General features: G+C 30.5%; 11 protein-coding genes. 3 read left to right on the forward strand and 8 right to left on the reverse strand.

Annotation, left to right across the window (positions count from 1 at the left end; translation table 11 throughout):
• Positions 1-19: 19 nt before the first annotated feature.
• The 4 genes from AC3IF2_RS07030 to AC3IF2_RS07045 all read right to left on the reverse strand — a co-directional run bounded on the left by AC3IF2_RS07030 (position 20) and on the right by AC3IF2_RS07045 (position 3,848).
• The gene (locus AC3IF2_RS07030) at positions 20-256 is read right to left on the reverse strand and encodes a NifU family protein (RefSeq protein ID WP_489166361.1); all 237 of its coding nucleotides are present in this window, start codon (positions 254-256) and stop codon (positions 20-22) included.
• Positions 257-259: 3 nt separating this feature from the next.
• Positions 260-1,396, reverse strand: a complete 1,137-nt coding sequence (locus AC3IF2_RS07035) for an Mrp/NBP35 family ATP-binding protein (RefSeq protein ID WP_489166362.1) — start codon at positions 1,394-1,396, stop codon at positions 260-262.
• Positions 1,397-1,531: 135 nt separating this feature from the next.
• Positions 1,532-3,127, reverse strand: coding sequence for an Ig-like domain-containing domain (locus AC3IF2_RS07040; protein WP_489166363.1), 1,596 nt, complete (start codon positions 3,125-3,127; stop codon positions 1,532-1,534).
• A gap of 34 nt (positions 3,128-3,161) precedes the next feature.
• Complete coding sequence (locus tag AC3IF2_RS07045; protein WP_489166364.1) at positions 3,162-3,848, reverse strand: ComF family protein; 687 nt, start codon at positions 3,846-3,848, stop codon at positions 3,162-3,164.
• Positions 3,849-3,899: 51 nt separating this feature from the next.
• Here AC3IF2_RS07045 and AC3IF2_RS07050 point away from each other — a divergent pair, with 51 nt between their 5' ends.
• The 3 genes from AC3IF2_RS07050 (at position 3,900) to AC3IF2_RS07060 (ending at position 7,198) form a co-directional block, all read left to right on the forward strand.
• Positions 3,900-4,457, forward strand: a complete 558-nt coding sequence (locus AC3IF2_RS07050; RefSeq protein WP_489166365.1) for a class I SAM-dependent methyltransferase — start codon at positions 3,900-3,902, stop codon at positions 4,455-4,457.
• A 201-nt stretch (positions 4,458-4,658) separates the two neighbouring features.
• On the forward strand, positions 4,659-5,564 hold the full coding sequence (locus tag AC3IF2_RS07055) for a hypothetical protein (RefSeq protein ID WP_489166366.1): 906 nt from the start codon (positions 4,659-4,661) through the stop codon (positions 5,562-5,564).
• A 92-nt stretch (positions 5,565-5,656) separates the two neighbouring features.
• Positions 5,657-7,198 (forward strand): glycine--tRNA ligase, encoded by a 1,542-nt coding sequence (locus AC3IF2_RS07060; RefSeq protein ID WP_489166367.1) that lies wholly within the window; start codon positions 5,657-5,659, stop codon positions 7,196-7,198.
• A 176-nt stretch (positions 7,199-7,374) separates the two neighbouring features.
• Here AC3IF2_RS07060 and AC3IF2_RS07065 read toward each other — a convergent pair whose 3' ends face one another.
• From AC3IF2_RS07065 to AC3IF2_RS07080, 4 genes are all read right to left on the reverse strand, one after another.
• Positions 7,375-7,908, reverse strand: a complete 534-nt coding sequence (locus tag AC3IF2_RS07065) for a DUF4199 domain-containing protein (protein WP_489166368.1) — start codon at positions 7,906-7,908, stop codon at positions 7,375-7,377.
• Between the two features lie 82 nt (positions 7,909-7,990).
• On the reverse strand, positions 7,991-8,419 hold the full coding sequence (locus tag AC3IF2_RS07070) for a response regulator transcription factor (protein WP_489166369.1): 429 nt from the start codon (positions 8,417-8,419) through the stop codon (positions 7,991-7,993).
• 112 nt (positions 8,420-8,531) lie between these two features.
• Positions 8,532-9,092: a DUF3575 domain-containing protein gene (locus tag AC3IF2_RS07075; protein ID WP_489166370.1), complete on the reverse strand. Its 561-nt coding sequence runs from the start codon at positions 9,090-9,092 to the stop codon at positions 8,532-8,534.
• 181 nt (positions 9,093-9,273) lie between these two features.
• Positions 9,274-12,663: a DUF8818 domain-containing protein gene (locus AC3IF2_RS07080; protein ID WP_489166371.1), complete on the reverse strand. Its 3,390-nt coding sequence runs from the start codon at positions 12,661-12,663 to the stop codon at positions 9,274-9,276.
• Between the last annotated feature and the right edge of the window lie 55 nt (positions 12,664-12,718).

Consider the following 12,718-nt stretch of genomic DNA (forward strand, 5'->3'; position numbering starts at 1 on the left):
TGATAAAAGTCAGCTGCTTTTATTCTATACTAATTACTTCTTGAATTTGAGGCGCATATTTTTTAATGGTAGCCTCTACACCATTTTTTAAGGTCATTTGATTGACCGAACAACTAATACAAGCTCCTTCTAACTGTACCTTAACCACATCATTATCAACAGAAACTAAGGAAATATTACCGCCATCTGCTTGCAAAAAAGGTCTAATTTCTGTTAAAGCTTTTTCAATATTCTGCTCTAATTCTTTTGCTCCCATTTTCTAATTTTTTACGGCACTACAACCTGCCATTGTTGTTATTTTAACAACTTCGGTTGGTGGTAGATCTTTATTTCTTTGAACCAACTGAGTTATCATATTTTTTGTAATATCTGTAAATGCATCTTCTAAAGGCGTATTTGTTTGTAATGCTACCGGATGACCAACATCACCTGCTTCGCGAATACTTTGTACTAAAGGAATTTCTCCTAAAAAAGTAGTATCCATATCTTCGGCTAAATTCTTAACTCCGTCTTTTCCAAAGATATAATATTTATTATTCGGCAATTCTTCTGGTGTAAAATAACTCATGTTCTCTATCAATCCTAAAACTGGAACCTGAATACTTTCTTGCTCAAACATTGCCACACCTTTTTTAGCATCTGCCAGTGCAATATTCTGCGGAGTGCTTACAATAACCGAACCAGTAATTGGCACGGCTTGTACTATAGATAAATGTATATCACCAGTACCCGGAGGTAGATCTATTAACATAAAGTCTAATTCTCCCCAGTCTGCATCAAAGATCATTTGATTCAATGCTTTTGAAGCCATAGCTCCGCGCCAAATAACAGCTTGGTTGGGCTGTGTAAAAAAGCCTAAAGACAATAATTTTACACCGTAATTTTCAATAGGTTTCATTTTTGAACGCCCATCTACCGTAACTGCTTTAGGTTTTTCATCAGCTACATCATACATAATCGGCATTGAAGGTCCATAAACGTCAGCATCTAAAATACCTACTTTAAAGCCCATTTTTGCTAAGGTAATCCCTAAATTTGCGGTAATGGTAGATTTACCAACGCCTCCTTTACCAGATGCAACAGCTATAATATTCTTTACCCCATCAATCTTTTTACCACGAATTAAGTTTTGAACTGGTTTTTTAGGTGCATTTACCTTTACGTTTACTTTTACCTCAGCTTTTTGATATACATGCTGATGAATAGCTTTCATAATTTCTACCTCTACCTTCTTCTTAGCTTGTAATGTTGGGTTTGAAATTATTATATCTACAATAACTTCATTACCAAAAGTAACTACATTACTTACCGCTTTACTTTCTACTAAACTTTTACCTTCACCAGGAGCAGTAATAGTATCTAAAGCTTTATATATTTCTTGTTTGTCTAACTTCACAGTTTATATTCATTCTAAATTACAAAGATAGCCTTTCTAGTTTACACTAAAAAAGAAATGAATAGCAATAATTTATGGCAAAATAGATAGTGGTTATTTGTAAATTTTTAAAAAATTAGGAAATAATTATAAAAACTAATTTAATATAAAGGTTTCTGTCATTTCCCAATTTGCTCGAACATCTAATTCTGTAGGGAAATACACTACTTTTTCTGGTTGAATTTTTAACAGGAAGTTGCCGGTATCCCATTTATCATTTTTATTATCATCGTAAATGAGTCTTATTTTATATTTGGCAGGTTGAAGGTTTATAAATTCAAATTCTTGAGCACTCTCGGCATATACTTCTTCAACTATTTCATCTTTAGATTTTAATAATTGAACTATAATTGGGTAACGATCTACATTTTGCAGACTAAGATAAACACTTCCATAATCTGAAGGTTTCTTGGTAGAAAAATTAAAGCTGAGCGTATCATTCTCGCTGCCATAAAAGTCAGTAATTGCTTTCGGTAACAATTGTAATTTGTACTTGTCGTCTTGCTTTTTTTCGAAATTCAGCAAAACTTCATTAGACAATTTTTTAAATTCTAAATTATAAGCTACTTCAGTCGAATCTTTCGCAGTAAAAGAAATTTTTGTTGAATCTATACTTTCTAGTGGAATATTACTTAGCAATTTTAAAGTATCTCTAAGTAGTAATGTACCTCTTGCATTCGTTGTAATTTGCAATGAATCTACTTTTTTAGAACGTCTTCTTACAATAACAGTATCTTTATAAATTCCGTTTGCTACTTCTAAATACAAAGAATCTAATGCAGTATTCTTGTACCAAAAATTAAGAGAATCTTTTCCTTTTTCAGGAACAATAACAGATTTAAAATCAGCTTGATTTGATAAGTCATTTATTCTAATATCTTCAATCAATCCTTCATAACCAAAAAGTAATCTATTTGTACTTTCTTCGCTAGGACGATTCAACCTATAAGGAAGAATTTCTTTAAACAAAAGAACTTGGTGACCAACTGAATCTTGAGGAATTATAATTTCTTTTTCGAGAAAGCCAATTTTATCTTGTTTAGGATTAAAAATATAGTCTTTACTAGCATCTTTTAATGCTATTAATTTGTATTTACCAGCTTTCATATTAGAAATTTCCCAAAGAGTAGAGTCTAAGGTATTGCCTACATACAGCGGTTTTTCTTTATAAATTATAGAATCATTATATGTATCGTTTAATTCGTAAAGCAATACTGAAATATCCCTGTCGGCTTCCTCATTAAAAGCATCTTTAATTGTTCCAGAAACTTTTAGAGAATCTATATAATCTCCTGTTGAAAATACATATTTAAAGTTTCGTAAAGCATTCTCTTCGGTATTATCAACAACGCTTTGTCCAAAATTAAAAGTATATGTGGTGTTTTCTTTTAAGGTATCTAAAATCTGAATTTTAATATACTTACTTGGAGTGCCCAAAGGGGTAATAATTGGCTGATACTTCATCGGCGGTGAAATAACCAATTGTTTATTTAAATCTTTTAACTTGATATACTCATCGAAATAAATTCGTATTTCATCTTCTTTAAAGTTTGTTGTTTCAAAATTAGGCCGTGCGGTTACCATAACTGGTGCAATTGAGTCTTTAGGCCCACCTGTTGGGCGTCCTCTTTTAGCACAGTTAGAAGTAGCTAATACTACTAAAAATAGAATTACAAATACTCTAAAAATCATTTCACAATATTTAGGGCAAATTAACAACTATTTTTTACGATGTAAAAGCCATAGCTGCAATGCTAATTGTTATACCTTTAGACTTCTGCAATTCAATAACGCAAGCTTCTATGGTTGCACCAGTTGTAATGATATCATCCACTAATAAAACATTCTTGTCTTCAAATATTTTGGTATCAGCTAGATAAAATTTTTCTCTTACATTTTTCCAACGGTCTAATCGTTGCTTTTTCGATTGCGTTTCTGAAGTAGAAATAGATTGCAAAATATCTTCTTTAAATTGAGCATTTATACTTTTTGCAATTTCTTGACCAAATTTTGTTACTTGATTGTATCCTCTAGTTTTTAATTTTCTTTTATATAACGGAACTGGTATCACATAATCAATTTTTGGTAATCTTTTGCATTCTTGTAATTCATTCCCTTGCCATTGTCCAAATAATTCTCCTAATTCTTCTCTTCCATTATACTTGATTTGATGAATAAGATTCTGAACTGCACTCTTTTGCTTATAATAAAACAATGCTGTGCCAAATTCGATAAGAATTCTTCCGTAAAAAGCTTTTTCAACAACATTATTTTTAATATCCGAAATTTCTGCAATTGGTAAATCGAACCTACATTTTAAACAAATTAATAATTCATTTTTAACTAACTGTTCCTCACAGCATTTACATATTTCTGGAAAGAATAAGTTTAGTATATCTTTAAAAAAACGCATCTTTGCTTAACTTTTTGAGAAAGTTAATTGTTTTATCTAAACATAAAAAATTTGCAAACCAAAAGAGCCTTTTTTAAGGAAGCTGTTAAGAATTTAAGATCATCTGGTACTATTGTGCCTAGTTCGCGCTTTTTAACAAAAAGGATGTTAGAGGATATTGACTTTTCTAAGACAATAACTGTTGTAGAGTTTGGACCAGGTAATGGTTCTTTAACAAAAGAATTGTTAATAAGTCTATCAAAAGACAGCAAGTTAATTAGTTTCGAAATTAATGATCAATTCCATAGCTATTTATCTAAAATTGATGACAAACGCTTTATTCTTTTAAAGAAATCTGCAGAAAATATACTTACTGAAATTGAAGCTTTAGATATAGAAAAGGTAGATTATATTATCTCTAGCTTACCTTTAACCAACATCCCTAAAAAAGTATCTAAATCGATATTGAAAAACTCACATAACTCTTTAAAAAACAATGGTTTATTTATTCAGTATCAATATTCTTTAACCTATTATAAAAAACTAAAAAAGGTTTTTAAAAATAATGTAGACTTAGAATTTGAAGTACGAAATATTCCTCCTGCATTTATCTATAAATGTAAAAAATAATTCAACATTTCTACTTGCAATTAATCTTTAGAATCTCTTTAGAATTCATTTTTAATTTTGCCACTGTCTAAAGGTGTAACAGCCCTACAAAATATTTGTTATTAACGAATTAAAAAAACTAGAGTTTTAATATACCATTTTGCATAATTTTACGTTAAAAGCAACATAGTTATTTTCAACTCAAAATTAAATCTTTAAACCATGGAAGAAAACAAATCTTCAAACAACAAAAAAATCCTTATTGGTATTTTACTTGCATTATTAGTTGGGCTTGGTGCCTATACTTTAAGAAGTAATAGTAAGCATGAGGAAGCTGAGCAATTCTTAAAAGAAGAAAAAGAGCAAATTTTAGGAAACTTAACTGCTATGGAAGAAAAGTATGATAATGCCATAGCCCAAAACACAACTATTTCTGAAGAGTTGAAAGTTGAAAGAGAAAAAATAGTTGCATTTAGAGATTCAGTTAAGAATTTAAAAAGTACTAACTGGAGATTAATTAGACGTTACAGATCTAAAATTGCTGATCTAGAATCTACTAACGAAAGATTAGTTAACCTTACAGATTCATTAAAATTAGCAAACAACTTATTGGTTGTTGAAAAAGATAGTATCACTGGTAAGTTAATTGAACAGACTAGTTATAATGATACATTAATTGCTCAAAACTTAGATTTAGCTAAGAAAGTTGAGATAGGTGGTGTGTTAAGAGTAAATTCTGTAGGTGCTACTGCTATGCGTTTAAGAAGTAATGGTAAGTATACTGAAACTAACAAAGCTCCTAAAGCAACAGCTGTAAGAGTTTCTTTTAGATTAGAAAAGAATGAAATTGCTACTCCTGGTGAAAAAGAAGCAACTGTTATTATCAATACACCAAGTGGTAAAATTATTAGTCAAAAAGGTACTTTTACATTAAGTACTGGTGAAGAAGTTGGTTATACAGACCAAACTACTGTTGACTACGAAAATGCTGCTAAAGATGTGGTATTATTTGTAGAAAATATTTCTCAAAAATTCGATAAAGGATTGTATCCTATTAAAGTATATGTAGATGGCGTTTTAGTTGGTGCTACTACTTTAGAACTTAAAGATGCATTCTTAGGTTTATAGAAAATTTAAAACCGAAAATAAAACCTTAAAAGGGAAGCGTAATTGCTTCCCTTTTTTATTTGTAATAATCTGAATTTAGCTATTTTTGCGCCATGGCAAAACAAGATGATCAATTCAAAAAAGTAATTTCTCATGCTAAAGAGTATGGGTATATTTTTCAGAGTAGCGAGATTTATGATGGGCTAAGTGCTGTGTATGATTATGCTCAAAATGGTGCTGAGTTAAAGAAGAATATTCGTGATTACTGGTGGAAAGCTATGGTGCATATGAACGAGAATATTGTTGGTATTGATTCTGCCATTTTTATGCATCCAACAATTTGGAAAGCTTCAGGGCACGTAGATGCCTTTAATGATCCTTTAATTGATAATAAAGACTCTAAAAAGCGTTACCGTGCTGATGTTTTAATTGAAGACTATTGTGCTAAAATTGAAGCTAAAATTGATAAAGAAGTTACTAAAGCTAGTAAACGATTTGGTGATTCTTTTGATAAAGAGCAATTCTTAAGTACAAATCCTCGAGTAGTAGGATATCAAGAGAAGATAAAAACTACACTTTCGCGAATGGCAAAATCTTTAGAAAATGAAGACCTAGCCGATGTAAAAGCATTAATAGAAGAACTAGAAATTGCTGATCCTTTAACAGGAAGCAAGAATTGGACCGATGTAAAGCAATTCAATTTAATGTTTGGTACAAAACTTGGGGCTTCTGCAGAGAATGCTACAGATTTATATTTACGCCCAGAAACAGCACAAGGTATTTTTGTCAACTTTTTAAATGTTCAAAAAACGAGTAGACAAAAAATTCCATTTGGTATTGCCCAAACTGGTAAAGCATTTAGAAATGAGATCGTTGCACGTCAGTTTATATTTAGAATGCGCGAGTTTGAACAAATGGAAATGCAATTCTTTATAAAACCTGGTACACAAGCCAAATGGTATGAGTATTGGAAAGAAGCACGTTTAAAATGGCATCTATCTTTAGGATTAGGCAAAGAAAATTATCGCTTCCATGATCATGAAAAATTAGCACATTATGCAGATGCTGCAGCCGATATAGAATTTAAGTTTCCGTTCGGATTTAAAGAATTAGAAGGGATACATTCTAGAACTGACTTCGATCTTAAGCAACACGAAGAATATTCTGGTAAAAAATTACAATATTTTGATCCAGAAGAGAATAAAAGCTATGTGCCTTATGTATTAGAAACATCTATTGGTTTAGATAGAATGTTTTTAGCAGTATTTTCAAATTCTTTACAGGAAGAAGAATTGGAGAACGGTACTACTAGAACTGTTTTAAAATTACCAGCTGTACTTGCTCCTACTAAAGCAGCTGTGCTTCCTTTAGTTAAAAAAGATGGATTACCAGAAATTGCCCGTAAAATTATTGATAATCTTAAATGGGATTTTAATGTGATCTATGATGAAAAAGATGCTGTAGGACGTCGTTATAGAAGACAAGATGCTGCTGGTACACCTTTTTGTATTACAGTAGATCACGATACTCTAGATGATAATTCTGTAACCATACGCCATAGAGATACTATGGAACAACAAAGAGTAAAAATAGAAGACTTAAAAAACATTATTAAACAAGAAGTAGATATACGTTCTTGGTTAATGAAGATGTAATATTATCTATTCGACAAACCATTAACTATTTACTCTTTTAGTTCTTCATTGAGTTACTTAAATCTTTATGTGTTTTAAGATATATCTTTGCTAAAAACCGGGAAGTATTATTTTATTTCTTCACTAACATTTTTATCATTGTATATATACGTTGTCTTGTTTTTCGAGAATGTAATTCATTTTTTGGTATTTGATTTAAGAAAAAAACTTAACAACAATGTAAATGCCACTCCCGTTATTAGGTTTCCAATAAACGAAAACATGCTTTGCGTAGTTGTACTATAATATACTCTCTTTTCCTCAAGTTTATCATTGAGCTTATCAACTGGTACACCTATACTCTCCATTTTTACTTGCAAGGCTTCAATGGTCTCATTAACATAGGTCGGGTAAAGTAATTCGTAAAAAGCTATTGTAAATACAATACTAAATATTGCAGTCGTTAGACTTACAGTTACTCCTTGAAAAACAGCTTCTTTAAAAGACAGTTGTTGCCCCAAGGCACCTTTTCTTTTCTTAATAGTGAAGTATATTCCAATAAGCAAAAATAAGTAAAGCATCAGAAAAAGAATTGTCCCTCCAGTCATTTCTGTTTCTAATACTATAGCTTCGGGACCAAGTAATTTAAACTCAATAAGTGAAAGCATTAGTACAGTCCCTGCAAGTGCGATAACGAATCCGTAAATAATAGGTGTCATTAATTTTGTCATTTCTTTAGTGTTTTAAGTTTCTACAAATTTCAATGACTTCTGAGGTAACACCAATTTTTAAGGGTTGGAAAAAAGGGTGGGTTTATTTTTCTCCAACCTTTTCTAATGCTTGTTCAAAGTAAAATCTTAATTCTTTTCGATTTTTAAGTCCAGTCTTTTTATAAATATTATTGATATGACTTTTTATGGTTGAAATATCAACAAAGAGCTCGTCTGCGATTTCTTGGTTTTTTTTGCCCAAAATGATAAGTTTAAGAACTTGATGTTCCCGGTCAGTAAGCTGATTTTGATAAGCCTCTTCTATTCTATCCAAATTTTTTGTAGAGCCTAAAGACATTCCGAACCAACAAACTAAAAGAATAAAAGGTACTAAAAATAACGAGTTTATATTGTCGATTTCCACTATTCCATAGCTGTTAGAATAGTGGAGTACATTAAAAACTAACACCCCAATTGTTACAAGTGCAATTAAGGAAATCAATATTTTATTATGTTTAATAATGCCTATCATTTTATTTATCTCAGATGATAAGCGAAGTTAGCCGAAAATACGTTAAGAATCAAGACAAATAAAAACCCTAAGCTCTAGACTTAGGGTTTATTAATTTATATAAATAGAAGTTTTAAAATCTATATCCTAAAGAAATACCTCCTCTACCTACTACTTCTATATCGCTATTACCTAATAAATCTCTACCTATGCCTAAATAGATCTCAGCAACAAAACCTCTTTTTGTAACAAACTTACCACCAGCAGAAATACCCAATGCAAAATCTGTATACTTATTAATTTCCACTTGACCAACAGTCGAATTTATTATTATATCTAACTCATCTTCGCCAGAATGTAACATACCAAAAGCTTCTACAAAAAAACCTTTTGCATATTTTCTACTAAAAAAATGACGGTAATATGGTGTAAATGAAAATGTTCTATACTCTTCTAAATCTAAATCATCATCTTGATCTACATTAAAAAGTAAGCTGGCACCTATAGATGATTCTTCATTTAAAATGCGCTCGTAAGTAAAATCTACAAACTTAAAAATTATCAGATTTGTCATATTCACTTTTAACTCATTGTTCGACATATTTTCATATGCCTGCTTTTGTTCATCTTGCTCTTGCGAAAATGCTGTGTAAGAAATAAATAATACTATAACAATTAAAATTGCTTTTCTCATAGGGTTGAAATTTTGAGTTTTACATGGCTAAGATGCAACAAGTATTATGCCGTTGCTTTAAAATTCAATCAAATTTTTGCAATAATAAGCTAAGTTGTGGAATATCAAAGAGAAAAAAATTCTAAATCAATTTTAAATGGAAAGTTTTCTTTCTTCGTATACTTCACCTAAATTATAAATTCTAAAAAGATGCTCTTAATTGTATAGTTCCTGTATGAATTGCTTTAGAAGTAGGTGATTTTCTACCTAAATAACTTAAATTAATATCTAAATACGATGTGATTTTCTTCTGAAAATTTAAACCCCAAGTATAATTGGTACCTGACTGTAATCCTTCTAACATCTGGAATGCCACTGGTGAATTTTGGTTTCCATTAAAATCATTAAAAAATACATTAGCATTTGCGTTTAAAGACAGTTTTTGTTTATTAGCTAAAAACAAATTAGCGCCGATATTTTGGCTTTTTAAGGCTTCCATATCACCAAATTGATTCTGTTTATCTTTAAAATTATAAAAGACTTCGAAACGAGAATTCTTGCTATACACGTAGGATATTTTAGGGTTTAATGTATAGTTCTCTAATAAGAAGTTTCTATTAGCAAAACTATTAGAAGTACTTTCATTTTCAGTTCTAATTCCTTTAATGTCTAAGAGCCAAAACTTGCCAATTTTATGAATAAATTGTAGCTGATGAGATCTTAAGATATTTTCTTGCGTTCCGAATGAAAAAGCTGTTTTATTACGTGTATCTAAATAAGTATAAATAGTGGAGTAATACTGCTTACCTCTATTAAAATACAAACTGTTCTTTAAATTCATTATTAATGATAAAGAATTATCAATATCAAAAGGATTTAAATTAAATGAACTACCATTTCTCTCCTTTTTGCTATCAATTAGCACAAAAGACTGATTAACAAAATGTGATAAGAACTTTTTAAAGCCTTTTTCACTTCTCCATTGCGCTCCATTTAGTGTTAATGCCTGGCTAAATTTATTTTGATGTGTCTTAATAAATTGTGTGGTTGGCAATGCAACACGTACATAAATTGCTTCATCGAGAAATTGAGCAATTTCAAATTCATCTAATTCTTGAATTGCGTTATCGTTGTAGTCTATCCATCTATAAAAACCTTGTCCTGGCTCAACTTCTACATAATTAAATTCTTGTTGTGGTAAAGTACCTGAGTTAGTTTCGTAAACGGTATTTAAAGAAATACCATTATTAAATAATTGTTGGCGGTATATAAGACGAGAATTTAAAGTTTCTTCGTCAGCTGCATTAACATTATCTACAGTTCTATAACTGGCAAAAACATTAAGATCTGCATTTTTAGATTGAATTAATTTAGAACGCAAAAAATAAGTGTTCGTCTTATTAATACGCTGCCATCTGTCTACTCTAACACTATCTGTAGTTCTGTAATTATAACCGAACTCAGCATGTACTTTAGCTGTGTCTCCAACTCCTGCGAAAGCTTCGTATTCGACAAACTTATGATTAAAAACAGAAGGAATATTAGTAATCGAAGTTCTTCTATCATTATCTTCTGTATTAAACTTTGCCCCTACCCAACTCTTTTTAAGATGTTGTTTTATAGATGAATACCACCTTAAAAATTGTGTTTCAGTTATATTATTATCATTGCTTAAGAAGCTACCTTTTGCATCTACTTGTGTTTTGTTAAGGTTTAGATTACTTGAAAAATTATGTTTTGTACCATTAAAATTTTCGCTAAAGCGGAGGTTTTCAAATGTATAGTTTACAAATCCTATTGAATCTTTTTGATAAGACAAACCACCAGTAATAAATTGTTGATTACCAAGCGGATTTATTAAATCCCAATCACGATTAAATTCAATAGTTCTGAATCGTTCTATAGTCCTAAAATCTTGATTAATAAACTCTGCAGTTGCATTTGTTATTAGTTTCCAAGGTTTATTAATAAGTAATTGGTTCCATTGTAATTTGCCTGCAAAACCAGTATTATCACTGTCATCTATAGAAGAAAACAAATTTTTATCATTATTGCTGTAAGCAAGTTCAGTAATGATTTGAGTTTTCTCTGAAGGATTATATTCCGCATTAAGCGTTGCAATCTGTAACTTATCTGGTGCAATTAATTGTACAACAGGCTCATAATCACCTTGTAAAACCCCATTTATTGGTGCAATATATTCATAAATTCGACCTGTAGCTACTGTGCTTTGAATTCGATAATTTCCTTGGCTTGCTCCCACAAAACTAAAACGAACACTAAACAACTCATCGTTTTCATTGTTTGAAAACACTAAGATTTCAACACCGTTGTCGAGTTCTTTTTTATACAGAATAGTATTTTCAGAGAATGCTTGTGGAATAGCAGAAGGTACGACCATTTGAGAGAGATCATCACCCGCATCTGCTAAAATCTGACGCTGAATATCTGTAAGTTCCTGTTGATTGGTTTGATTTTTAGCATCATTCTCATTGTAAAAATTAAATCCTAGCTTGAATTTATCAGACTCATATTGAGCACCATTATATGTAACAAAACGTGTATAATTGCGATCAGCAAATTGATATTCAACAATAATTCGCATGTTAGCATTTATAGGAAAAGTGGGGTTAAAAGTAAGCTCGGCAGTATTATAATTAATTATATAATCATAATTTTCACCTCTACGTAATGGTGTGCCATTAACATATACCGTTTCACTCCCAGAAATTAGTAGTAATAATTGTTCAGAATTGTTGCCTGTTATTCTATATGGCCCCTGATTTGCTTCTTGCGCTACTATAGAGTTACGCGCAAATTGCCCTCTTACAATGGCTCCTGAACCATGGATTGTGGTTTTACTATCATTTTGATTTAATGTAGCATTTACCTCTATACCTGCCACTTTTTTATTAAACCTAAGAAAATTACTTGTGGTATTTTGTAAATTAACATCACCTGCTTTTACAGACCAATTATTGCTAAATAATTCAATAAATACACGATCGAACTCATTCAACCGTTGCGTATAACCACCTTCTTGTAGAGGAATATTAGTATCAGTTATAGAAGCTCTTAACTGAACTTTATCTGATAAATATCCTGAAATCTGTAGATCTAGATTAGAATTTAAAACAGCATCTTGATTATTACCAATAGTAAATCCTCTAGAAATACTTCCACTTGTATTTAATCCATCAAAAGGTTTAAATAGATTATTCTTCTTTTTAGGTTTTGCACTATATAATCTAGAAGTATTTGTTCGTTTCGGTACAATAATACTTTTGTCAAAAACACTATATGTTTTCGTTAAAAATTCTGGCAATGCATAATACTCAATCGTAATTTTGGGATACTTATTATGGTTTAATATAAGTACAGCTTTTGTAAAATCGATTGAATAATTGGTGCTATCAATCAACACCTTATTACTATTAAAAACTTTAAAGTTATAAGGATTGATACTCACAGAATCAACCTTAATAGTATCATTTACAACTTGTATTGTTTTTACTCTATAGTTTTTAGAGGTATTTTGTGCAAGAGAAGAAAATCCTAGCAATAGAAAAAAAAGACAAATAACTTTCTTCATCAAAATACACAATGTTTTGAAAGTAAAAATAAATTAAAAATTACGTTGAGTAGTG

Source organism: Maritimimonas rapanae, from assembly GCF_057837205.1.